The organism is Sulfitobacter sp. AS92, from assembly GCF_038900015.1.
Lineage (GTDB): Bacteria > Pseudomonadota > Alphaproteobacteria > Rhodobacterales > Rhodobacteraceae > Sulfitobacter.
In genome coordinates this window covers 433943-456541 of record NZ_JBBMQL010000001.1, presented here as the reverse complement: position 1 = coordinate 456541, position 22599 = coordinate 433943, and the positions used below count along the sequence as shown (strand labels likewise).

The window sequence follows — 22599 nt, the reverse complement described above, 5'->3', positions numbered from 1 at the left end:
GTTCAAGACGTTTCAAGGAGCCCACCGATGTCCACCACCCCACGCTTCGACAAATCCCGGCTGCCCAGCCGCCACGTGACCGAAGGCCCGGCCCGCGCGCCGCACCGGTCCTACTACTACGCCATGGGCATGACCGAAGAAGAGATTCACCAGCCGCTGGTGGGCGTCGCCACCTGCTGGAACGAAGCTGCGCCCTGTAACATCGCGCTGAGCCGTCAGGCGCAGGCCGTGAAGATCGGTGTGCATTCCGAACAGGGCACCCCGCGCGAATTCACCACGATCACCGTCACCGATGGTATCGCGATGGGCCACGAGGGCATGCGTTCCTCGCTCGCGTCGCGCGAAGCAATTGCCGACACGGTAGAGCTGACCATGCGCGGCCACTGCTATGACGCCATCGTGGGTCTGGCGGGCTGTGACAAATCGCTGCCGGGGATGATGATGGCAATGCTGCGGCTGAACGTGCCGTCGGTCTTCCTCTATGGTGGGTCGATCCTGCCGGGCAAAGCGCCTGCCGGTGCCGATGTGCCCGAAGACTTCGCCAGCCGCGATCTGACTGTACAGGACATGTTCGAAGCCGTGGGCCGGTTCCAGAACGGCACCATGTCGCAAGCAGCCCTCGACGTGCTTGAGCGCGTGGCTTGCCCATCGGCGGGCGCTTGTGGCGGCCAGTTCACCGCCAATACAATGGCCTGCGTCTCCGAGGCGATCGGCCTCGCGCTGCCCAACTCGTCGGGCATGCCCGCGCCCTATGAGAGCCGCGACGCCTATGCCGAGGCCTCTGGCGCAGCAGTGATGAACCTGATCGAAAAGAACATCCGCGCGCGCGACATCTGCACCCGCGAAGCCTTTGAGAATGCAGCGCGCATCGTGGCCTGCACCGGTGGGTCGACCAACGCGGGCCTGCACCTGCCCGCCATGGCGCATGAAGCCGGGATCGAGTTCTACCTCGAAGACGTTTGCGAGATCTTCCGCGACACACCCTATTTCGTCGATATGAAACCGGGTGGCGCTTATGTGGCCAAAGATCTTTACGATGCGGGCGGCGTGCCGGTGGTGATGAATGAGCTGCGCAAAGCGGGCTTGATCCACGAAGACTGCATGACTGCCACCGGCTACTCTATGGGCGAAGTGCTCGATCAGGTTACCCGCGAAGCAGACGGCAAGGTGATCCACTCGGTTGCCAACCCAATCAGCAAAACCGGCGGCGTTGTCGGCCTTAAGGGCAACCTCGCCCCAGAAGGTGCCATCGTGAAAATCGCGGGCATGTCGGACGACGACATCGTCTTCACCGGCCCGGCGCTGGTGTTTGAATGCGAGCAAGACGCTTTCGAAGCCGTGCAGAACCGCGCCTATTCCGAAGGCGACGTTTTCGTGATTCGCAACGAAGGCCCCGCAGGCGGCCCCGGCATGCGCGAGATGCTGGCCACTACCGCCGCGCTTTCGGGTCAAGGCATGGGCAAGAAGGTGGCGCTGATCACCGATGGTCGTTTCTCCGGCGCGACACGTGGCTTCTGTGTGGGTCACGTTGGCCCCGAAGCGGCGCATGGCGGACCGATTGCGCTGCTGAAAAACGGCGACATGATCACCCTTGATGCGATCAAAGGTTCCATCAGCGTCGACCTGAGCGATGATGAGCTTGCCGAGCGCCGCAAGGGCTGGGCTGGCCCGCGTGCCACAAACTACCAAAGCGGCGCGCTGTGGAAATACGCCAAGCTCGTTGGTCCCACTTACCTTGGTGCCGTGACACATCCGGGCGCTCAGGCCGAGACCCATGATTACATGGACCTCTAAAAGCCCCTTTGCGGCGCTTGCGTTGCTGACCCTGTCCGCCTGTGAGGGCGGTCAGGGTTTTTCCCGTGGCGGCAGCCCCGTGGCGGAAGAGAAACCTTTGCGCCAAGCCATCCTTGCCGATGGGGCGGTGCAGGTGGTCCCGCCGCAGGGATATTGCATTGACCGCAAAAGCCTGAAAAGCCGCTTTGCCCTGATGGCCCGCTGCGATGCGCTTGGATTGCCCGATGTCGTGACCGCCGCGCCGCGTGGCATCCTGACCCTCGCGTTGGTCAAAGCCGAATCCGGCGCAGCCCTGCCGACGCCGCAGCAAGTGGCCAAAGCCGCTGGTTTGACGCAGGTCCAAGAGACCAGCAGCCCCGATGGGGCCACGATTTTCGTCGCGCAAGGGCCGGTGCCCGCCGAAGGCATGTCAGGTCGCCACTGGCGCGGCACGGCGCGGATCGGCGGCCACATCGCCAGCGTCACCCTTTACGGCGCGCCGCAAAGCCGCGCAGTTTCGGAAGTAGGGCGCGAATTGGTGGCTGATTTGATCCAGCAAAGCCGCGCCAAAAGCGACGGCCTTAGCGCCGGTTCCTGACCGCCCTGCTGTTTCCAATTTGGCAACACTGCCCGCCCCCGGAAACAATCGCCGGGCTATTTATTTGAACGAAACCTTCGGCTTGCATAGACTGCGGGAAAACGAGAGGCGCAGGTCCATGATCAACTTCCGCAGCGGCTATCTGGAGGGCAGGCTTTATGCCCGGGCGCTGCACCGTTGGGCACGCGCCGCCCGCAAAGCGGCCACCGCTGACCTCGCCACACTGCGCCGCCAACGCAACCGCGCGCGCCTACTACGCGCGCATCTGGACCGGCTGATTCACCGCGCCGACGGGCGATTGGCGCTACCCGTGATCGGTGCCACTGGCTTTCCCAAACCCCATAACGCCGATTGGGCATGGCGGCCCGAGCTTTGGCGCGGGCCATTGCCCACGCCGGGCATCTCGGCAGTCGAAACCAAGTCGATGCTGGGCGAAGAAGTGACCCTTTTTCACGACTGCGAACAATCGGAACTGACCCTGCGCCAATTGCGCAACCAGCGCGAAGCTGACCTCGCCCCCTATGGGCTGCAACTCGACGTGTTCAAGTTCGACGGGTCATTCCTATCGCTGGTGATCAATCTGCCCGATGATGCTGTAACCGGGCTGAAACGCCGCCATGTGATCCGCATGGATACAATCGTGCAGCTGGAACAGCCGCTAGAGCTTTTTGCCCGCCTCAACATCCGCCACGGCCCCAACACCGAACAGATTGTCCGCGAACTGCCCGCCGACAAGGAGAGCATCAGCATCGAGTTTGATCTCGCCTATACCAACCTCAACGAAAAACGGATCGAGGCGGCATGGATTGACCTGATCTTTGAGGGGCCGGATATGAACCAAGTCGTGCTGCGCGACCTCACCTTCTCTCGCCGTCCCCGTGCCCAGATTTAGGATCCTGCGATGAGCCATTTCGTACTGACCAAGACCGTGCTGCGCCAAGGCGTCTGGCAAGGCGTACTCACCGCCAAAGACGGGGCCGAAGCCCCTCAGATTATCGTGTCACACCAAGGCACTGAACTCACTAAGGTGACGTTAACCGCTGCTGAGGCGGCGGGCGAATGGCACCTCTCGATCCCCATCCCGGCAGAGGTGATCGCCGATGGGGTGCAAACGCTGCTCATCACTGAACAGACCAGCGGCGCGCAACTGGGGCATGTAACCCTGATCGCGGATGAGGCGCTTGGCGACGACATCCGCGCTGAGATGGATCTGCTGCGCGCCGAGCTCGACATGCTGAAACGAGCATTTCGTCGCCATTGCCGCGAAACGGGGTGAGCCTTCAGCACACGCGAAGCGACCTTCAGCACATTAAGAAACGAAAAGGCCCCGCTGTCACCAGCGGGGCCTTTCGCATTCAATCTAATGCAATTTAATCGTTCGGACCCAGAGCAGACAGCCCTTTGAGGATGTCGATGGCATAGGCCAGTTGATAATCCTCTTCGCGCAGTTCAGCCGCAATGCGGGCCTTTTCGCGGTCTTCTTCGATCTGTTTGATCTGGTCGTCGGTCAGGCTGTCATTGTTCAACCGCCCACGCAGATCAGCTTCAGAGCGGAGGGGACGTGCGGACAATGCCTCGTCTTCCTCAGTCTCCGGTGCCGCAGGGGGTTGGGCCACGACGATGTCAGGCGACACGCCAAGCGCTTGGATCGACCGGCCCGACGGTGTGTAATACCGCGCCGTGGTCAGGCGCATCGCACCGTCCCCGCGCAGCGGCATAACCGTCTGGACCGACCCTTTGCCAAAGCTTTTGGTGCCGATGACGATGGCGCGGCGGTGGTCCTGCAACGCACCGGCAACGATCTCGGACGCCGAGGCCGAGCCGCCGTTGATCAGCACCACGATCGGTTTGCCCATCGCCAGATCACCTGGCGTGGCATTCACACGGTCACCATCTTCGATGTCGCGCCCACGGGTGCTGACGATCTCCCCTTCTTCAAGGAAGGCGTCCGACACGGCAATCGCCTGATTAAGCAAGCCACCAGGGTTGTTGCGCATGTCGATCACGATGCCGTTGATCCCATCGATCCCGCCGGCGTCTTCGATCTGCTGCTCCAGACCTTCTTTCATCTTGGGATAGGTCTGCTCGTTAAAGGTGGTCAGACGCAGCACGGCGGTTTGACCCACGGTGCGGGCGCGCACGGCGGTCAGTTGGATGGTGTCGCGCACGATGGACACATCAAAGGGCTCGGGCTCACCTTCGCGGACTACGGTGATAATGATCTCAGACCCGACCGGCCCGCGCATCATCTCAACCGCGTCATCAAGGCCAAGGCCCAGCAGGCTTTCGCCATCAACGTGGGTAATGAAATCACCGGCCTCAATCCCTGCTTCGGCGGCAGGTGTTTCGTCGATGGGTGAGACGACTTTGACGAAGCCCTCTTCTTGAGTGACCTCAATGCCCAGACCGCCAAATTCGCCGCGCGTCTGCTCGCGCATCTTCTCAGCGTCTTTGGGCGAGAGGTATGACGAATGCGGGTCAAGCGAGGTCAACATGCCGTTGATCGCGGCTTCGATCAGGTCACCGGGTTCGACATCTTCGACATATTGCGCGCGGATGCGTTCAAAAATATCGCCAAAGAGATCGAGCTGTTCATAGACGTTTGTGGTCTTCTCGGCCTCTTGCGCCAACAGGGGTCCGGCGATCTGAGTGGTTGCCACCACCCCCGCGACCGTGCCTGCAACGGCTGCCATCACGAATTTCTTCATCTGCTATCCATCCTTGTCGGTGCGGAACCAGTCTGCCGGGTCCTGAGGTGTGTTGTCTTGCCTGACTTCTATATAGAGCGTTTCTGTCCGGTCAGTTCCAGTGCCTTCACCATTTGGTGACATATCAGAACTTGTGCCGCTTTCCGGCCCGCCCATCAACCCGATGGGTGTGCCACCGGCGATGACCTGCCCGGCCTGTCCGTAAACGATATCCAACCCCGCCAGCACAAAAAGCGTATCAACCTGCGGCTCAAGGATCACGACATTGCCCAGATCAAGCAGTGGGCCGACATAACGGATCGTCGCTGCGGCAGGGCTGGTGACAATGGCGCGGGGGCGGGTGGCAAGGATCATACCGGGCCGGGTGACCCCAGCCGAATCCGTCTCTCCCGCCTTGCGCAGCACCAAGCCCTGTGCAGGCAAAGGCAATTCGCCCACCTGCCCCTCAAGGTTCACAGGGGCGGGCTCCTCCACTCCGGTGGTGATCTGCGAGAGACCGCTGGCAAAGCCCTCAAGCGTTTCGGTCGAAGCGATGAGGATCGCGGTGCGCACCGGGTCTTCGGTAAAGCGTGTGGGCAAATCGGTGCGGTTTGCCATGGCTTGATTAAGCGCGGTCCGGGCGCCTTGCACCTCGGTCAACCCTTCCTGCAAGCGCTGCGCCGCATCAGTTTGCAGCGCCCGCAGCGTTTTAATGTCTTCGTAGTCTTGGCGCAGCGCATCGGCGCGGGCGTTAAGCGCGGGCGTCAGCTCGGCCAGCAGCATCCCCGCGCGGGCGGTGCCCATCGGGCCATCGGGGTGCAGCAGCACCACCGGCGATGGATCACCGCCGATGCTTTGCAACACGCCCAGAAACTGCGCCACCTCGCCTTCGCGTGCCTGTAGCTTGCGGCTGAGTTGCGCCTCGTTGATCGCCGCCTGTCGCAACCCCGCGCGCATCGCCGCCAAACCGGCTTCGAACGCTTGAATGGTATCGGTCAACGCCTGCACCCGGTCACGCGCACCATCTGCCTGATCGAGCTTGGCCGAAGCCACCTCAAGCGCTGCCGACGCGGCACGCGCCTCTGCGGCGGCCTCTTCGGCCTGAGCGTGGGCCATCAGGGGCAAACAGGAGAATAAAACAGCCGCGGCGAAATGCTTCATGTCAGCAGGCTTTTTCCGGTCATTTCATCGGGCTGCGGCAGCCCCATCAGTTGCAAAATTGTCGGCGCAAGATCGGCCAGCCGTCCATCACACAGGGCTGCCCCTGCGGGCGCACCCACGGCCACGACCGGTACGGGATTAAGCGTATGCGCGGTATGCGCGCCGCCGGTTTCAGGGTCGATCATCATCTCACAATTGCCGTGGTCCGCCGTGACAATCATTGCGCCGCCCGCTTTCTCCAGCGCTGTCAGTACCCGACCCAGCCCCGCGTCCACCGACTCGCAGGCTGCGATGGCAGCATTCAGGTCGCCGGTATGGCCGACCATATCGGGATTGGCATAGTTCACCACGATCAGATCATAGCCTGCCTCGATTGCCTGCACGAATTGGTCGGTCACCTCGACCGATGACATCTCAGGCTGAAGGTCATAGGTGGCGACATCGGGCGATTTTGGCATGTTGCGGTCCTCGCCCTCTGCCGGGATTTCGACCCCGCCGTTGAGGAAGAAGGTCACATGCGGATACTTTTCGGTCTCAGCCAGCCGGAACTGTCGGCGCCCATGCTGCGCCACCCAATCGCCCAGTGTATTTACGATATCGGGCTTGGGATACATCGTCGTCATATAGGCGGCGTGGTCCTTGGAATATTCTGCCATGCCCATCAGCGCTGCCCAGTCGGGCCGGGGGCCAGTGTCATAGGCGTCGAACCCTGGCGCGCCGAGGGCGGCCATGATCTCGCGCGCGCGGTCAGCGCGGAAGTTAAGGCAAAAAAGCCCGTCGCCCGTGGCCGCGCCGCTGTAACCGTCAATCACCGTTGCGGCGATAAACTCGTCTGTTTCGCCTCGGTCGTAGGCCGATTGAACCGCCGCGCGGGCGTTGGGGGCTGAACCGCCCTCGCCGCGCAGGATCGCGGCAGAGGCTTTGGCGACCCGATCCCAACGGTTGTCGCGGTCCAACGCAAAATAGCGGCCTGTAACGGACACGATTTTTACGCCCTCTGGCAGCGCCTCTTCCAGCGTCTCGAAATAACTAAGCGCAGAAGACGGTGCCACATCCCGCCCATCGGTCACCGCGTGGATCACCACAGGCACCCCTGCCGCATCCAAGGCACGCACCGCGGCGATCATGTGGCTCAGATGCCCATGCACCCCACCGTCCGAGACGACGCCCATCAGATGCGCGGTGCCACCCGTCTCTTGCAGCTTCGCGATAAACGCGCGCAGCCGCGCATTCTCAGCAAAGCTGCCTTCCTCAATGGCCAGATCGATCTGCCCCAGATCCATCGCCACCACGCGGCCCGCACCGATATTGGTATGGCCGACCTCGGAGTTGCCCATCTGCCCGCGCGGCAGGCCAACGTCAGGGCCATGGGTGATCAGCTGGGCGCTTGGGCCCGCCTGCATGATCCGATCAAAATTCGGCGTCTTCGCAAGCAAGGGGGCATTGCCCTCCGGCACCTCGCTGAGGCCCCAGCCGTCAAGAATGCACAATACGACAGGTTTGGGGGCGCTCATCAGACTGCTTGCTCCGGTTGTCAGTGTTCCGCGCCTTTTACCCCTTGTAGGCTGGCACTTGAACCACTTTGTGCACTAAGCCTCCATTCCCGCGCAGAGCACTTGCCCCGCGCGCCCGCTTTGGTCATAACGAGTGGCAACTTTCGCCTGATCCAAGGACCCGCCCATGACACTGCCAGCGCCCGAAACCCGCATCGTAAACACATGGCGCGTGGCCTGTGACGGCAGCGAAGGCGCGCTTGGTCATCCGCGCGTCTGGCTGCAAATCCCCCAAGACCGCGGCTGGGTCGAATGCGGCTATTGCGATTGCAAATTCGTGCACACGGATTTCGAAGGCAAAGTCTGAGCCTTCCCGACCTACACCTGAACACCTGAACCGACGGCACGAACCTGCCCGCGCGGCGCATTGGCGTCTGGTCGTGGGCCATGCTTCGTGGCAAAAGGGTCGCCAATCCAGCGGAGCATTCATATGACATTCGGCAAAGGCCACCACCTGCATCTGATCGACGGCTCGGCCTTCATCTTTCGCGCCTATCACGCCCTGCCGCCGCTGACGCGCAAATCCGACGGCATTCCCATCGGGGCCGTGGCGGGCTTTTGCAACATGCTGCACCGCTATGTTGAGGGCAACACCGGCCCTGATGCGCCGACCCATGTCGCCGTGATTTTCGATAAGGGCAGCCATACCTTCCGCAACGACATGTACGACCAGTACAAGGCCAACCGCGAAGCCATGCCCGAAGACCTGCGCCCGCAGATTCCGCTGACCCGCACCGCCACCGCTGCCTTCAACATCGCCTGCAAAGAACTTGAGGGATACGAGGCAGATGACATCATCGCCACCCTCGCCGTTCAAGCCCGCGCTGCCGGGGGCCGCTGCACCATCATCAGCTCCGACAAGGATTTGATGCAGCTGGTCGGCGACGGGGTCGAGATGCTGGACGCGATGAAGAACAAGACCATCGACCGCGATGGGGTGTTCGAGAAATTCGGCGTCTATCCCGAGCGCGTCGTCGATGTGCAGGCGCTGGCGGGCGATTCGGTCGACAACGTGCCCGGCGCGCCCGGCATCGGCATCAAAACGGCGGCAATGCTTATCAACGAATACGGCGACTTGGACGCACTGCTGGAACGCGCGGGCGAGATTAAACAGCCCAAGCGCCGCCAGACGCTGATTGACCATGCCGAGCAAATCCGTCTGAGCCGCAGCCTCGTCTTGCTGGATGAAAACACCCCGATTGATTTCACCATTGACGATCTTGAGGTTCGCGACCCGGACCCGGAGCAACTGCTGGGCTTCCTGTCGGAAATGGAATTCCGCACCCTGTCAAAACGCGTGGCCGAGGTGCTGGGCCGCGAAGCGCCCGCGATCCCCGAAGCGCCAGCACCTGCCGTGGCAGACGCCCCACAGATCGCCGATGTGCCTTTCGACCATAGCAAATACGAGCAGGTCAGCGATGCCGAGGCCCTGCGCGTCTGGCTCGACCGGATTTACGAGGTTGGCTATGTCGCGGTCGATACCGAAACCACCGGCCTTGATGAGTTGACGGCGGAACTGGTCGGCGTCTCGCTCTCCGTGGAACCGGGGCAGGCCTGCTACATCCCGCTGACCCACAAAGCCAGCCGCAGCGATGACCTCTTCGGCTCCGATGACCTCGCTCCCGGCCAGATGCCCTTCGAAGAGGCGCTGCAACTGCTGACCCCGATGCTGGAGGATCCCGCGATCCTGAAAATCGGGCAAAACATGAAATACGACGGCAAAATCTTTGCTCAGTTGGGCATCACCGTGGCACCCATAGATGACACGATGCTGATGTCCTACGCGATGCACGCGGGGCTGCACGGGCATGGGATGGACACGCTTTCTGAGCGTTACCTCGGCCACACGCCCCTGCCGATCAAACCGCTTTTGGGCAGTGGCAAATCTGCCGTGACCTTCGACAAGGTGCCAATGGAAGACGCGGTACCCTATGCCGCCGAAGACGCCGATGTGACCCTCCGGCTTTGGAAGTTGTTCAAGCCGCAGTTGCACCGCGCCGAAGTCACCAAAGTTTATGAAACGCTTGAGCGCCCGTTGGTGCCAGTGCTGGCGCAGATGGAACGCGCCGGGATATTGGTGGATCGCGACACGCTCAGCCGCATGTCTAATGCCTTTGCCCAAAAGATGGCGGGGCTCGAAGCCGATATCCACGAGCTGGCCGGAGAGACCTTCAACGTAGGCTCCCCGGCGCAACTTGGTGAAATCCTGTTCGGCAAGATGGGGCTTGATGGCGGCAAGAAGGGCAAGACCGGTAAATATTCCACCGGTGCGGATGTGCTGGAGGATCTGGCAACCGAACATGACCTCGCCCGCCGGGTGCTGGACTGGCGGCAGCTGTCCAAGCTGAAGTCGACCTATACCGACGCGCTGCAGGACCATGTAAACGCCGACACGGGCCGCGTACACACCTGCTACTCCATCGCCGGCGCGGCGACGGGCCGTTTGGCCTCGACCGATCCGAACCTGCAAAACATCCCGATCCGCTCTGAAGAAGGCCGCCGCATCCGCGAGGCTTTTGTCGCCCCCGAAGGCAAGGTGCTTGTGGCGTTGGACTACAGCCAGATCGAGTTGCGCATTCTGGCACATATCGCCCAGATCGACGCACTCAAGGAAGCCTTTGAGCGCGGCGATGACATTCACGCCATGACCGCCTCAGAGATGTTTGACGTGCCGATGGACCAGATGACCCCGGAAATCCGCCGCAACGCAAAGGCCATTAACTTCGGGGTGATCTACGGCATCTCCGGCTTTGGCCTCGCGCGCAACCTGCGCATTCCACGGGCCGAGGCGCAGGGTTTCATCGACCGCTATTTCGAACGTTTCCCCGGCATCCGCACCTACATGGACGACACCAAGGCCTTCGCCAAAGAGCACGGCTATGTGCAGACGCTCTTTGGCCGCAAGATCAACACGCCCAACATCGGTGCCAAGGGGCCACAGGCAGGTTTTGCCGCCCGCGCCGCGATCAACGCGCCGATCCAAGGCACCGCTGCTGATGTGATCCGCCGCGCCATGATCCGCATGCCTGAGGCAATTGACGATCTGCCCGCGACGATGCTGTTGCAGGTGCACGACGAACTGCTGTTCGAGGTGGAAAAAGGGGCCGAAGACGCGCTGATAACAGCCGCGCGTGAGGTGATGGAAAATGCCAATGACCCGGTGGTGAAGCTGGACGTAAAACTGACCGTAGATGCAGGCGTTGGCGCAAACTGGGCGGATGCGCATTGATGGACCAAGCAGACCTTCCCGAAGACCTCGCCCAAGCGCTGGAAGAGACCGGCGCGCAGGCAGGTTGGGACAGCTACAGCGCCGAGCTGCGCGAAGATGCGCTGGCTTGGATCGACAGCGCACGAACGACGACCGCGCGGTCGAAACGAGTCGATGATGTGGCGCGCTTTGCCGGTAAGGGCATGCCGCCGACACCGTTTCAGTAATGCGGAGGGCCATCGCCTGCCCGCGGGTCGGCGATCACAGCGCCGTTTACTGCCACTTTATGGTTCAGCCATGATGTGTCATCGCAATGTCGCACCCAGCCTCTCCAAATCGCCTACTCGGTCGCACCTGAGGTACGCCCATCATATTCTGGCACGCCTTTGGCGTGACGGGCGGGCAGGCGATGGCCCGGCGCGTACGGCTTTATTCCGGGCCGGGTGGCACACCCTGTCGTCACCGCATAGAATTCCACAGCTATTTCCGCTATTCACACCCCATGACCCCAATCCTCTATTCCTTCCGCCGCTGCCCCTACGCCATGCGCGCGCGCCTCGCGATTGCCGCTTCCAGCACGCCAGTCCATCTGCGCGAAGTGGTTCTGCGCGACAAACCCGAAGCCTTCCTCAAAGCCTCCCCCACCGCGACCGTGCCATGCCTCGTGACGGAAAACGGCCCCATCGACGAAAGCCTCGACATCATGAAATGGGCGCTGGCCGCAAACGACCCCGAAGGGTGGCTCGACATGCCACCCGAGGGGCATGATTGGATCACCCGCGCCGATGGCCCGTTCAAAGACGCGCTCGACCGCACGAAATACGCCACGCGCTACCCAAACGAAGACCCCGAGGCCCAGCGCAGCAAGGCCAGCGCCTTTCTCCAAGACCTCGACGCGCAACTAGGCGATTGGATTTTCGACCGCCCGACGCTGGCCGACTACGCGATCCTTCCCTTCGTGCGGCAATTCGCCTTTATCGACCGCCCATGGTTCGACGCACAGGACTGGCCCGCGTTGCGCGACTGGCTCGATCGCTTTCTCGCGTCACCCCGGTTCGAAAACATCATGACGAAATATCCGCAATGGCAGACGGACGATGCGCCAACCTCATTCCCTTAGCGCCGCAACCCAACCCAGCGTGTCTTCCGTGGCCCCGCCCGGGTGATACTCACCACTAACAAAACCGTCATAGCCCGCGCGAAGTGCTGAAAACAGCGCGTCGAAATCCACCGCCCCTGTGCCCGGCGCACCGCGGTCAGGCGTATCCCCCAGCTGCACATGGCGGATCGACTGGCGGTACTTCTCAAACACCGCCACCGCATCGCGGTGGATCATCTGTGCGTGAAAACTATCGAACTGCAGCGCCACATTCGGTGCATTTACCGCTGCCAATAGATCAGCGGCCTGTGCGTAATCATTCAGGAAATACCCCGGCTTGGCCTGCGGACAAAGCGGCTCGATCATCAGGGTCACGCCCGGCGGTGCCTCTGCTGACGCATGCTTGAGGTTTTCCACAAAGGTAGCGGCTGCAGCTGGCCCCTCTGCTTCTCCAGCCATGACATGGACCATCTTGGGCCGCAGGGCTTCCACATAACGCCAGACGCGGCGCATATCATGAGCGAAACGCGCCTCCCCGCCCGGAATGGCGGCAAATCCCGGCGCGCCGCACGTATAATTCGGCGGCGGCGCGTTAATCAGCACAAGCTCAATACCATTGCGCAGCAACGCTCGCTGCGTCTCCTTCGCGGGTACATCATAGGGAAACAACACCTCAACCGCACCAAACCCTGCCTGAGCCGCCGCGTCGAACCGGTCAAGATAGGGCAACTCGGCCCAGAGCAACGACAGATTGGCGGCAGGGGTTATCGGCATTCAGGGTCTTTCGGCGTTCTTATGGCAGGTCCTCCGACGGGATGATGCCAAAGAATTCCCCGCCCGACCAGACACCAAACCAGCCATCGCGATGCTGGCCGAGATCGACCAAGCGGTAAAAGCTCTTGCGATCGATCAGCGCCTCAAGGTTCCGGCGCACAAGCACATAGGGCGACGGCTCGCCTGTCTCCTCATCGCGCACCACGCGGATCGGATGCTCCGGCCCCGCTTCGGCCACATCGTCTAGATTGGTGATAAACCGCAACTGCTGCGCCTCGCCTTCGCCCTCAACCTCAAAGTCCACGGCGACGAAAGGCGCATCTTCGACCGTAATGCCCACCTTCTCAACCGGCGTTTTCAGGAAATAGTCGTCCCCCTCCCGCCAGAGAATCGACGCAAAGAGTTTGACCATCCCGATCCGGCCAATCGGCGTGCCCTGATAGAACCACGTTCCGTCACGCTTGATCTGCATGTCCAGATCGCCGCAGAATTCTGGATTCCACTTCTCCAACGGCGGTGTTCCGCGCGTTTTTGCAGCTTTGGCAGCTGCGATGAGGCTGTCTGCGGTGGGTGTCACGGTATTTTGTCCGCTCATTGGTTTTGCCATTCCCTTTGGTCGCGATACACTTACACCTGAAAGATATAACTCCGGGGAAAGAAATGTCATGGCCGAAGCGGATGATCTGATCGCGCAAATCGAAGCGCTGACCGAAAAGCTGGCAGAGGCCAAGCAATCGATCACCGGGCGGTTCGTCGGGCAAGAACAGGTTGTCGACCTCGCGCTGACCGCGCTGCTGTGCGGCGGGCACGGGCTGCTGATTGGTCTGCCAGGCTTGGGCAAGACTCGTTTGGTCGAGACTTTGAGCACCGTCATGGGGCTGCACGGCAACCGCGTGCAATTCACGCCCGATCTAATGCCCGCCGATATTCTGGGTTCCGAAGTGCTCGACACCGCGCCCGATGGCAGCCGCGCCTTTCGCTTTATCGAGGGGCCGATCTTTTGCCAATTGCTGATGGCCGATGAGATCAACCGCGCCAGCCCGCGCACGCAATCTGCCCTTTTGCAGGCGATGCAGGAAAAGACAGTTACTGTCGCGGGCCAAGACCGCGCGCTCGGCCAGCCTTTCCACGTGCTCGCCACCCAAAACCCGATTGAACAAGAAGGCACCTACCCGCTGCCCGAAGCGCAACTCGACCGTTTCCTCGTGCAGATCGACGTGGCCTACCCCGACCGCGCGACGGAGCGGGACATTCTGATTACCACAACGGGTGTGGAAGACGGCGCGGTGCAGCCTGTCTTCTCGACCGACGATCTGCTGGCCGCGCAGAACCTGTTGCGGCGAATGCCCGTGGGCGACAGTGTGGTGGAGCTGATCCTTGATCTTGTCCGCGCCTTCCGCCCCGGTGAACCCGAGGCCACCCCTGCGGTGCGCGACAGTGTCGCTTGGGGCCCGGGACCACGCGCCGCGCAGGCGCTGATGATGACAGTGCGTGCCCGCGCCCTGCTTGACGGGCGGCTTGCCCCCTCGGCTGAGGATGTCTTGGCCATGGCCCGCCCAGTGCTAAGCCACCGTATGGCGCTTAATTTCGCAGCCCGCGCGCGGGGCGACAGCCTGCAAGCACTGATCGACGACACCGCCGCCCGGCTGATCGGGAAAAAGGCCGCCGCGTGACTCATTCCCCCCTATCCCTCAGGGCCGACGCCGAGGGCGAGGCGGCCCGGCTTCCCGCGCTTTTGGCGCGGTCCGAGCATTTGGCAGGCGCCGTGTTGCCCGGTGCTCATGGCCGTCGCCGCGCGGGGTCTGGGGATGATTTCTGGCAATACCGTCCCGCGCAGATGGGCGACAGCCGCCGCATGATTGATCACCGACGCTCGGCGCGTGGCGATCAGGAGTTCGTGCGCGAGCGGGAATGGCAGATTGCGCAATCGCTTATGCTCTGGGTAGATCAGGGCGCTTCGATGCGCTTTGCCTCTGACAAAGGGCTGCCCGATAAGGCGGATCGCGCACGGTTGCTGGGGCTGGCTCTGTCGATCCTGCTGCTGCGCGGCGGCGAGCGTGTGGGCCTTACCGGGACCGCCCTGCCCCCTCGGCGCGGCAACCCGCAGGTGCTGCGTCTGGCCGAATTTCTTTGCCGCGAGGATGACCGCGAGTATGCCCCGCCCGAACACCGCGGCATGATCCCCCATGCGCGGGCGATCTTCATCTCGGATTTCATGGGCGATCTTGAACCGGTGCAGACTGCATTGACCAAAGCCGCCGATCGTGGCGTGCGCGGCGTGCTTTATCATCTGCTCGACCCGGCAGAGGAAGCCTTCCCCTTCGCGGGCCGTACCATCTTTGAGAGCGTCGGCGGCACTCTGCGCCATGAGACGCTCAAGGCGAACGACCTGCGCGACCGCTATCTCAACCGACTGGCGGCACGCAAAGACGCGTTGCAGCAACTCTGCGCCCGCACCGGCTGGCGCTATGGGCTGCACCACACGGATGCTTCGGCGCAATCGGCGCTGCTGTGGCTCTTTGGCGCGCTGGACGCGCGGCAGGGGAGTGCTGCATGAGCGTCTTTGGCGGCATCGGTTTCACCGCGCCTTGGCTGTTGCTGGCCCTGCTGGCGCTGCCGATCCTCTGGCTGATCCTGCGCGCCGTGCCCCCCGCGCCGATCCGCCGCCGCTTTCCCGGCGTCGCGCTGCTCTTGGGGCTGGCAGATGATGAAAGCACTTCAGACCGCACCCCGTGGTGGCTGCTTTTGCTGCGGATGCTGGCCGTGGCTGCGATCATCGTTGGCCTCGCCGGGCCGGTGCTGAACCCTCAGGCCGAGGCAGAACAGGGCAGTGGTCCGCTCTTGATGGTGCTTGATGGCTCATGGGCCGGGGCCAGCGGCTGGGATCGCCAATTGGCCGCCGTCGATGCGCAACTGACCCGTGCCGGGCGGGCCGAGCGGACGGTGGGCATCCTGACCCTGACCGACCCGCAGGTGCCGACCTTTCAATCCGCCGACGCATGGCGCAGTCGCCTTGCCGGGCTCACACCCGCGCCGTGGCAACCTGCCCCGGAAGAGATCACCCGCGCGACTGAGATCATGGCAGACCTGCCCGCCTTTGACACGATGTGGTTCAGCGATGGCTTGGACTATCCGGGCCGCGATGACCTGCTCGCCGCGCTGCAAGCCAAAGGCGCGGTTGAGGTGCATCAATCGGCCAGCAATGTCATCGGCATCGCCCCCGCCGTCTACCAAGATGGCGCGATCGACCTCACCTTGCGCCGCGCCACTCCCGGCCCGGAACGCGAGGCCGTGGTGCAGGCCAATGGCCGCGATCCGGCAGGCAATGCCCGCGTGCTTGCCACTGCAAATGCACGTTTCGAGGCGGGCGCGACCGAGGCCGGCACCTCACTCTCCCTACCCGCCGAGATGCGCGCGCGGCTGACCTCTTTCGATATCGCGGGCCAACGCTCTGCCGGAGCGCGCACCTTGGTCGATGACGGGCTGCGCCGCCGTGAGGTTGCGCTGATCGGCGGGCGCGGGGCGCAGGAGGGGCTGCAACTGCTCTCTCCGCTGCACTACATCGAACAGGCGCTGGCCCCGAATGCAGATTTGATCGACGGCACCCTGACCGATGTGCTGCCCGCCAACCCCGATGTGATCGTGCTGGCCGATGTCGCCACGCTTAGCCCCGCCGAGGCAGAGCCACTGCAAGAATGGATCGACGCGGGCGGCATGCTGATCCGCTTTGCCGGGCCGCGCATCGCCGCCAGTGACGTGAGCCGTATCGACGAAGACCCGCTGATGCCCGTGCGCCTGCGCGCCGGGGGGCGCAGCGTGGGCGGGGCTATGTCTTGGGGCGAACCGAAGGCGCTGGCCCCTTTCCGCAACGGCTCGCCTTTCTTCGGCCTGCCGGTGCCAGATGACGTGACTGTTTCCGCGCAGGTCGTGGCCCAACCCGACCCGACGCTGGCCGACCGGGTGATTGCGTCACTTAGCGACGGCACACCGCTGGTCACGCGCAAGGCGGTGGGTCAGGGGCAAATCGTGCTCTTCCACGTTACCGCCACGGCGGAATGGTCGACCTTGCCGCTCTCGGGCCTTTTTGTGCAAATGATGGAGCGGCTGGCTGTGTCCTCTGGCGCCAGCACGCCCGAGGCCGGCAGCCTTGAGGGTACCACATGGACCCCGCTGCGGGTGATGGATGGTTTCGGAACCCTATCGGATGCTGGGAACCTGCCCGGTGTCGCGGGGCCCGACTTGATTTCGGCCCTCGCTGGACCCGCTTTGCCACCCGGCATCTACGGGTCCGAAGAGCGGCGGCTGGCGCGCAATGTACTGACCGAAGAGACCACTCTCACCCCCGCCGCTTGGCCTGCCGATGTGCCGCTTCGTGGCCTTACGTTGCCCCCGGAACAGCCGCTAGCCGGGGCGCTTTTGAGCCTCGCGATCCTGCTGCTGGTTGCCGATGTGCTGGCCTCCCTCGCCCTTTCGGGCCTGCTGCTGCGCCGCTCGACCGGGACCTTAGCACTGGTCTTGGGGCTGGGTTTGCCACAGATGGGGGACGCGCAGGAGACTGATCCTGAAAGCTTTGCCATCCGCTCAGCCTCCGAAGTCACGCTGGCCCATGTGCTGACCGGCAACGCTGATGTAGACGAGGTTGCGCGCGCCGGGCTGACCGGCCTGTCGGACACGCTCTATTTCCGCACAACGGTGGAGCCTGCCCTGCCCACCGGTGTCGATCTGGAACAAGACGAATTGGCGTTCTTCCCGATCCTCTATTGGCCCGTCACCCCCGAGCAGCCACAGCCATCGACCGAGGCTTATGGCAAGCTGAACGACTACCTCCGCTCGGGCGGACTAATCCTCTTTGACACCCGTGATGCAGACATCGCGAGCTATGGCGCCGCCAGCCCGAACGGGCGCAAACTGCAAGAACTTGCAGCGCCGCTCGACATTCCGCCGCTTGAGCCGCTGCCCGGTGACCATGTACTGACCCGCACCTTCTATTTGCTGCAAGATTACCCGGGCCGCTACAGCAGCCGCGATGTCTGGGTTGAGGCCGCCCCGCCCGACGCCGAACGGATCGAGGGCATGCCGTTTCGCAACCTCAATGATGGGGTGACGCCCGTGGTGATCGGCGGCAACGATTGGGCCGCCGCTTGGGCCGTGCGTCGCGATGGCGCGCCTTTGCTGCCCATCGGGCGCGGCTATGCCGGAGAGCGGCAGCGCGAGTTGGCCTACCGCTTTGGCGTGAACCTTGTGATGCATGTGCTGACCGGCAATTATAAATCCGATCAGGTCCATGTGCCTGCGCTGCTCGACAGGTTGGGCCAATGACCGGAACGGTAATCTTTGACCCGATGATCCCGCTGGTGCTGCTGATCGCGCTTGGGGTGTTGGCGACCCTAGGCGTTCTGCTGGCCGTCTGGCGCGGGCTATCAGGCTGGGCGCTGCGGGGGCTGGCAGCCGTGGTCGTGCTCGCCGCATTGGCTGGCCCCTCCTACCAGACCGAAGACCGCGCTCCGCTGAGCGACATCGTGTTGCTGCTTGAAGATGAAAGCGCGAGCCAACGGCTCAGCGACCGCGCCGCGCAAACCGGTACAGCCGCCGACGCCATGGCCGCGCGCATCACCGCGCGCCCCAATACCGAATTGCGCCGCATCACCGTGCCCGACGGGGCCGAAGATGCAGGCACACGGCTGATGACCACACTGGCCGATACACTGGCCGAGGAACCGCGTTCGCGCATCGCAGGCATTCTGGCCGTCAGCGATGGTCGCGTGCATGACGCCGACCTGCCGCTTGACTTGCCCGCACCGCTGCACCTGTTGCAAACGGGACTTGCGGAGGATTGGGACCGCCGCCTGACCGTGCGCAATGCCCCAGCCTTTGCCATTATCGGGGAGCCTGTGACCCTGACCCTGCGCATCGATGATCTGGGCGCTGCGCCTGAAAGTGGCGGCTTGACCCAGCTTGATATCTCTGTCGATGGCGAGGAACCGCAAAGCTTTAATGTTCCTGTGGGCCAAGACATCGACCTGCCTGTGACCCTGCCCCACGGCGGGCGCAATGTGATCCGTTTCTCCCTGCCCGAGGCTGAGGGCGAGCTGACCGATCGCAACAACGCCGCGTTGATCCAGATGAACGGAGTGCGTGATCGGCTGAGCGTGCTGCTGGTCTCCGGCGAACCGCACCCCGGCGGGCGCACATGGCGCAACCTGCTGAAGTCCGACAGCTCAGTCGATCTGGTGCATTTCACGATTCTCAGACCGCCCGACAAACAGGACGGCGTGCCGGTCAATGAGCTATCGCTGATCGCTTTCCCGACCCGCGAATTGTTCATGGATAAGATCGACGATTTCGACCTGATCATCTTTGACCGCTATCAGCGGCGCGGCATCTTGCCTGCGCTCTACCTCGATAACGTGGCGCAATATGTGCGCAACGGCGGCGCGGTGCTGGTCGCCGCCGGACCCGATTTCGCCAGTGCTGACAGCCTCTATCGCTCGCCGCTTGGTACGGTCCTGCCCGCCACCCCCACCGCGCGGGTGCTGGAGGAGGCCTTTCCCCCCGTCGTGACCGACATCGGTCAGCGGCACCCCGTCACCGCTGACCTGCCGGGCAAGGGCGACTGGGGCCGGTGGCTGCGCCAGATTGATGTTACAGCAGAACGCGGCGACGTGGTGATGACTGGCGCAGACGACCGTCCCTTGCTTGTATTGGACCGCGTAGAGGAAGGCCGCGTGGCGCTCTTGGCCTCGGATCACGCATGGCTTTGGAACCGGGGCTATGAGGGCGGCGGCCCGCAGCTAGAACTGCTGCGCCGTCTGGCCCATTGGATGATGAAAGAACCCGAGCTTGAGGAAGAGGCGCTGACCGCCACCGCGCAGGGGCGTACCATGCGTATCACCCGCCGGACCCTGGATGAAACGGTGCCCCCTGTCACGATCACCGCTCCTGATGGCAGCACCACCGAACTGCCCCTCTCCCCCGCCGGGCCGGGGCGCTTTGAGGCTGAGTATACCGGCGAAGAGATCGGCCTCTACCGGCTCGAAAATGGCGATGAGGTCACCGTGATCGGCCTTGGCCCAGCCGCCCCGCGCGAGTTTGTTGAGACGATTGCCAGCGACGGAGCCCTGCGCCCGGTCATCGACGCCTTGCGCGGCGGTGTGGCGCGGGTGGAAGACGGGCTGCCGCGTCTGCGCGATGTGCGGCTTGGCCGCCCCGCTGCCGGGCGCGGCTGGTTAGGGCTGACCCCGCGGGGCGCCTATGAGACGCGTGATGTTCGGCAAACGGCACTGCTGCCGGGCTGGCTGGTGCTGCTGCTATCGGCGCTGTTCATCACCGCCGCTTGGCTGCGCGAAGGGCGTCGTTAAAGCGCGCGCATCAAAAGGCCGCTGGCCAGCGTGACGACAACCAGTCCCGCCGTGAGTTCCGCAACCGCAGCGGCCTGCGCAAGCCGGGGTGAGCCGGCGAGACCGCCCAACAAACCCGTCCGCAAACCCGTCGCCGCTAGCCCGGTGGCGATGGTGACCAACCCGGTGCCGAAAGCCATAGCAAAAGCCCCCAACACACCGACGCCGCCGATCCCCATATGCCAAGTGATGACCAACACAAACAACGCCCCGGTGCAGGGACGAATGGCAATCCCACCGATTAAAAGCAGCGCATCGCGCAGATTGCCCGCCTGCTGCACCTGCTCTACGCTGGGGCCATGCGCATGGCCGCAATGATTGCATACCGCTTCGCCGGTGGGCGCCGTTTCCTGCCGCGCATGGCGCAGCCCCCGCCAGATGAGCCAGAGCCCAATTAGGGCAATCGCCCCATAGCTCGCCGGGGCCATGATGTCTTCGGTCACCCCCACCAGCGCCTCCCGTCCAAGACCCAGCAGCAAGATCCCCGCATAGACCACGGCCACAGCCATCACCGCCTGCCCCAAAGACGCCGCCAGAGCGATCAGCGACAGCCGCAGCATCGGCACAGCCCGCGCCAGCCCATAGCCGCCGATCACGATCTTGCCGTGCCCCGGCCCCGCCGCATGGACCACCCCATAGGCAAATGACGCCAGCAGCACCGTCCAAAACGCCGCCACATCGCCGCCCCGGGTGGCGCGCAGTCCGGAGGCGATGCTGTTTTGAAACCCGCGTTGTTGCCCCGCCGCCCAATGCGCCAGCGCGTTAAAGCCGCCCGTCCACCACAATGCCGCCAGCGCCAGCAAGGTCGCCAAGGCGGCCAGCGCTATAATGCGGCGCATGTGATCACCACTTCATTGGCCAAGGCTTCGCCGATTTCCGGCAGCCCCACATCGCCCGGATCGGTATTCGCATCCAAAGCGCTCAGATCAGCCTGCAAGGCGCGGAGATCGGCGCTCATGTCCGGCATTTTGACCCGCGCACGACAGTTGTCATTGCCTTCGATGCCGACTTTGCTCGCGACCTCATAGGCGGTGTAATAGGTCGGATCATAGGGTTTGATCACCAGCCCCTTCGCGTCAGGCACATCGCCTTCAACCGCGCGCAAATGGGTGGTGATGATCCGCCCTTCAGAGAAGGTCGTCGTCACCTCCTGCGGGCCGGAAAGGGCGACCTCTTCGGTGCCGTTCAGCAGCACGGTATCGCCGTTGAAACCTTCGACCCACTGCATGTCGAACCCGTTGAGAGAGGCCACCTCCGTCTCGGTCAGTACGCCGTCGTAATCGGGATCAAGACCGCGATCCTCGGTCACCAGCAGCGAATAGAATTCATCATAGGCCCAAGTGATCCGCAGGTGGGTCAAGCGCCCCTCGGCGTCGACGATCACCTCAAGGCCGGTATCGACAAAGATATGCGGATGCGCGCCAAGGGGTGTGGCGCAGGCAAGAAGGGCGGCGGTGACAAGCGGGTATTTCATGGTGCTAGGTCTACCCCCCTTCGCCAATCGCAGCAATTGCCCGGCGGGCGGCGAATGGCGGGATCGCGCCCATTGGCCCCCCGCCCCGGATCAGGCCGACGGATAGGGGCGTACAAAAACTGGGCGTTCGGGCGTTGAGGCCCCCGGCTGATAAGCATAGCCGCCGCTGTCGAAGTCCTGCAGCCCCTGCGGATCATTCACCCGGTGCTGCACGATATACCGCGCCATGGCCCCGCGCGCTTTTTTGGCAAAAAAGCTGACAATTTTCGGCCCCTTGCCGTCGCCTTTGTCTTCCATGAACTGCGGCGTGATGACCTCCAGTTTCAAAGCCTTCAGGTCAACCGCACCGAAGTATTCTTGGCTCGCACAGTTAATCAGGACCTCACTGCCCGTCGCCTCCGCCTGCGCGTTCAGCGCCTTGGACAGGCCATCTCGCCAATAGTTATAGAGGTTACTACCTCGCCGGGTTTTCAGCTTGCTGCCCATCTCCAGACGGTAGGCTTGGATCGCATCCAGCGGGCGCAGCACACCGTAGAGGCCCGAGAGGATGCGCAGGTGGTCTTGCGCATAGGTCAACTCGTCCGCATCTAGGCTCGCGGCCTCTAGCCCTTGATAGGTGTCGCCCGCAAAGGCCAACGCGGCGGGGCGGGTGGTGTCGGCGGCGGGCTCAGCCTCAAACGCCTGAAACCGGTCGCGGTTGAGACGGGCCAGATCGTCGCTCAGCCCCATCAGTTTTTTCAGATCGCCCAAGGTGAGATTGCGCGCCGTTGTCGCCAGCCGCACCGCATCCTCCTGAAAATCAGGCTGGGTGACGGCGACATCGCGCTCGGCCCAATCAAGGCGTTTGGCAGGGGAAATAACGACGAGCATGGCAG

The 22599-nt window shown here is 63.2% G+C and carries 20 protein-coding genes; 12 read left to right on the top strand and 8 right to left on the bottom strand.

Features of this window, described 5'->3' with window-relative positions:
- Nucleotides 1-27: 27 nt before the first annotated feature.
- The 4 genes from ilvD (at nt 28) to WNY61_RS02165 (ending at nt 3647) form a co-directional block, all read left to right on the top strand.
- Entirely contained in the window at nt 28-1794 is a 1767-nt protein-coding gene (gene ilvD, locus WNY61_RS02180) for a dihydroxy-acid dehydratase (RefSeq protein WP_342849810.1), read from the top strand.
- Entirely contained in the window at nt 1775-2371 is a 597-nt protein-coding gene (locus WNY61_RS02175; protein ID WP_342849809.1) for a hypothetical protein, read from the top strand. Before ilvD ends, WNY61_RS02175 begins: the two co-directional genes overlap by 20 nt.
- Nucleotides 2372-2489: 118 nt before the next feature.
- Entirely contained in the window at nt 2490-3263 is a 774-nt protein-coding gene (locus tag WNY61_RS02170; protein WP_342849808.1) for a DUF6478 family protein, read from the top strand.
- 9 nt (nt 3264-3272) lie between these two features.
- Nucleotides 3273-3647, top strand: a complete 375-nt coding sequence (locus WNY61_RS02165; protein WP_342849807.1) for a hypothetical protein — start codon at nt 3273-3275, stop codon at nt 3645-3647.
- Nucleotides 3648-3741: 94 nt separating this feature from the next.
- On the opposite strand, the gene WNY61_RS02160 is transcribed toward WNY61_RS02165, so the two are convergent.
- From WNY61_RS02160 to gpmI, 3 genes are read right to left on the bottom strand one after another with little or no spacing between them, the layout of a single operon-like run.
- Entirely contained in the window at nt 3742-5079 is a 1338-nt protein-coding gene (locus WNY61_RS02160) for a S41 family peptidase (RefSeq protein ID WP_342849806.1), read from the bottom strand.
- Between the two features lie 3 nt (nt 5080-5082).
- Nucleotides 5083-6219, bottom strand: coding sequence for a peptidoglycan DD-metalloendopeptidase family protein (locus WNY61_RS02155; RefSeq protein ID WP_342849805.1), 1137 nt, complete (start codon nt 6217-6219; stop codon nt 5083-5085).
- Nucleotides 6216-7733 (bottom strand): 2,3-bisphosphoglycerate-independent phosphoglycerate mutase, encoded by a 1518-nt coding sequence (gene gpmI, locus WNY61_RS02150; protein ID WP_342849804.1) that lies wholly within the window; start codon nt 7731-7733, stop codon nt 6216-6218. Before gpmI ends, WNY61_RS02155 begins: the two co-directional genes overlap by 4 nt.
- A gap of 166 nt (nt 7734-7899) precedes the next feature.
- Here gpmI and WNY61_RS02145 point away from each other — a divergent pair, with 166 nt between their 5' ends.
- From WNY61_RS02145 to WNY61_RS02130, 4 genes are all read left to right on the top strand, one after another.
- Nucleotides 7900-8079, top strand: coding sequence for a zinc-finger domain-containing protein (locus WNY61_RS02145; RefSeq protein WP_007118219.1), 180 nt, complete (start codon nt 7900-7902; stop codon nt 8077-8079).
- Between the two features lie 123 nt (nt 8080-8202).
- Nucleotides 8203-11001 (top strand): DNA polymerase I, encoded by a 2799-nt coding sequence (gene polA / locus WNY61_RS02140; RefSeq protein WP_342849803.1) that lies wholly within the window; start codon nt 8203-8205, stop codon nt 10999-11001.
- The gene (locus WNY61_RS02135) at nt 11001-11207 is read left to right on the top strand and encodes a YdeI/OmpD-associated family protein (RefSeq protein WP_342849802.1); all 207 of its coding nucleotides are present in this window, start codon (nt 11001-11003) and stop codon (nt 11205-11207) included. Before polA ends, WNY61_RS02135 begins: the two co-directional genes overlap by 1 nt.
- Before the next feature lie 275 nt (nt 11208-11482).
- Entirely contained in the window at nt 11483-12100 is a 618-nt protein-coding gene (locus WNY61_RS02130; protein WP_342849993.1) for a glutathione S-transferase, read from the top strand.
- Here WNY61_RS02130 and WNY61_RS02125 read toward each other — a convergent pair.
- Nucleotides 12089-12853 carry a TIM barrel protein gene (locus WNY61_RS02125; RefSeq protein WP_342849801.1) on the bottom strand — a complete coding sequence of 255 codons (765 nt, stop codon included), beginning with the start codon at nt 12851-12853 and terminating at the stop codon, nt 12089-12091. The two genes, WNY61_RS02130 and WNY61_RS02125, sit on opposite strands and share 12 nt — an antisense overlap.
- Nucleotides 12854-12872: 19 nt before the next feature.
- Entirely contained in the window at nt 12873-13448 is a 576-nt protein-coding gene (locus WNY61_RS02120) for a DUF1285 domain-containing protein (RefSeq protein ID WP_342849799.1), read from the bottom strand.
- Nucleotides 13449-13518: 70 nt separating this feature from the next.
- Here WNY61_RS02120 and WNY61_RS02115 point away from each other — a divergent pair, with 70 nt between their 5' ends.
- Genes WNY61_RS02115 through WNY61_RS02100 form a run of 4 tightly spaced genes read left to right on the top strand, consistent with a single transcriptional unit; the run spans nt 13519 to nt 20211 of the window.
- Complete coding sequence (locus tag WNY61_RS02115) at nt 13519-14526, top strand: MoxR family ATPase (RefSeq protein WP_342849798.1); 1008 nt, start codon at nt 13519-13521, stop codon at nt 14524-14526.
- The gene (locus tag WNY61_RS02110) at nt 14523-15410 is read left to right on the top strand and encodes a DUF58 domain-containing protein (protein ID WP_342849797.1); all 888 of its coding nucleotides are present in this window, start codon (nt 14523-14525) and stop codon (nt 15408-15410) included. The genes WNY61_RS02115 and WNY61_RS02110 overlap by 4 nt, the downstream gene beginning before the upstream one ends.
- Complete coding sequence (locus WNY61_RS02105) at nt 15407-18172, top strand: DUF4159 domain-containing protein (RefSeq protein WP_342849796.1); 2766 nt, start codon at nt 15407-15409, stop codon at nt 18170-18172. The genes WNY61_RS02110 and WNY61_RS02105 overlap by 4 nt, the downstream gene beginning before the upstream one ends.
- Nucleotides 18169-20211 carry a hypothetical protein gene (locus WNY61_RS02100; protein WP_342849795.1) on the top strand — a complete coding sequence of 681 codons (2043 nt, stop codon included), beginning with the start codon at nt 18169-18171 and terminating at the stop codon, nt 20209-20211. The genes WNY61_RS02105 and WNY61_RS02100 overlap by 4 nt, the downstream gene beginning before the upstream one ends.
- Here WNY61_RS02100 and WNY61_RS02095 read toward each other — a convergent pair.
- The 3 genes from WNY61_RS02095 to yaaA all read right to left on the bottom strand — a co-directional run bounded on the left by WNY61_RS02095 (nt 20208) and on the right by yaaA (nt 22594).
- On the bottom strand, nt 20208-21089 hold the full coding sequence (locus WNY61_RS02095) for a hypothetical protein (protein WP_342849794.1): 882 nt from the start codon (nt 21087-21089) through the stop codon (nt 20208-20210). The two genes, WNY61_RS02100 and WNY61_RS02095, sit on opposite strands and share 4 nt — an antisense overlap.
- Nucleotides 21074-21724 carry a DUF1007 family protein gene (locus WNY61_RS02090; RefSeq protein ID WP_342849793.1) on the bottom strand — a complete coding sequence of 217 codons (651 nt, stop codon included), beginning with the start codon at nt 21722-21724 and terminating at the stop codon, nt 21074-21076. The genes WNY61_RS02095 and WNY61_RS02090 overlap by 16 nt, the downstream gene beginning before the upstream one ends.
- A 90-nt stretch (nt 21725-21814) precedes the next feature.
- Entirely contained in the window at nt 21815-22594 is a 780-nt protein-coding gene (gene yaaA, locus WNY61_RS02085; protein WP_342849792.1) for a peroxide stress protein YaaA, read from the bottom strand.
- Between the last annotated feature and the right edge of the window lie 5 nt (nt 22595-22599).

Coding starts and splice junctions, on each gene's coding strand:
- ilvD (WP_342849810.1), top strand. CDS start 28: ATGTCCACCACCCCACGCTTCGACAAATCCCGGCTGCCCAGCCGCCAC.
- WNY61_RS02115 (WP_342849798.1), top strand. CDS start 13,519: ATGGCCGAAGCGGATGATCTGATCGCGCAAATCGAAGCGCTGACCGAA.
- WNY61_RS02095 (WP_342849794.1), bottom strand. CDS start 21,089: ATGCGCCGCATTATAGCGCTGGCCGCCTTGGCGACCTTGCTGGCGCTG.
- WNY61_RS02160 (WP_342849806.1), bottom strand. CDS start 5,079: ATGAAGAAATTCGTGATGGCAGCCGTTGCAGGCACGGTCGCGGGGGTG.
- WNY61_RS02130 (WP_342849993.1), top strand. CDS start 11,483: ATGACCCCAATCCTCTATTCCTTCCGCCGCTGCCCCTACGCCATGCGC.
- WNY61_RS02145 (WP_007118219.1), top strand. CDS start 7,900: ATGACACTGCCAGCGCCCGAAACCCGCATCGTAAACACATGGCGCGTG.
- WNY61_RS02120 (WP_342849799.1), bottom strand. CDS start 13,448: ATGAGCGGACAAAATACCGTGACACCCACCGCAGACAGCCTCATCGCA.
- WNY61_RS02175 (WP_342849809.1), top strand. CDS start 1,775: ATGATTACATGGACCTCTAAAAGCCCCTTTGCGGCGCTTGCGTTGCTG.
- WNY61_RS02165 (WP_342849807.1), top strand. CDS start 3,273: ATGAGCCATTTCGTACTGACCAAGACCGTGCTGCGCCAAGGCGTCTGG.
- WNY61_RS02170 (WP_342849808.1), top strand. CDS start 2,490: ATGATCAACTTCCGCAGCGGCTATCTGGAGGGCAGGCTTTATGCCCGG.
- polA (WP_342849803.1), top strand. CDS start 8,203: ATGACATTCGGCAAAGGCCACCACCTGCATCTGATCGACGGCTCGGCC.
- WNY61_RS02090 (WP_342849793.1), bottom strand. CDS start 21,724: ATGAAATACCCGCTTGTCACCGCCGCCCTTCTTGCCTGCGCCACACCC.
- WNY61_RS02135 (WP_342849802.1), top strand. CDS start 11,001: ATGGACCAAGCAGACCTTCCCGAAGACCTCGCCCAAGCGCTGGAAGAG.
- WNY61_RS02125 (WP_342849801.1), bottom strand. CDS start 12,853: ATGCCGATAACCCCTGCCGCCAATCTGTCGTTGCTCTGGGCCGAGTTG.
- gpmI (WP_342849804.1), bottom strand. CDS start 7,733: ATGAGCGCCCCCAAACCTGTCGTATTGTGCATTCTTGACGGCTGGGGC.
- WNY61_RS02155 (WP_342849805.1), bottom strand. CDS start 6,219: ATGAAGCATTTCGCCGCGGCTGTTTTATTCTCCTGTTTGCCCCTGATG.
- WNY61_RS02105 (WP_342849796.1), top strand. CDS start 15,407: ATGAGCGTCTTTGGCGGCATCGGTTTCACCGCGCCTTGGCTGTTGCTG.
- WNY61_RS02100 (WP_342849795.1), top strand. CDS start 18,169: ATGACCGGAACGGTAATCTTTGACCCGATGATCCCGCTGGTGCTGCTG.
- yaaA (WP_342849792.1), bottom strand. CDS start 22,594: ATGCTCGTCGTTATTTCCCCTGCCAAACGCCTTGATTGGGCCGAGCGC.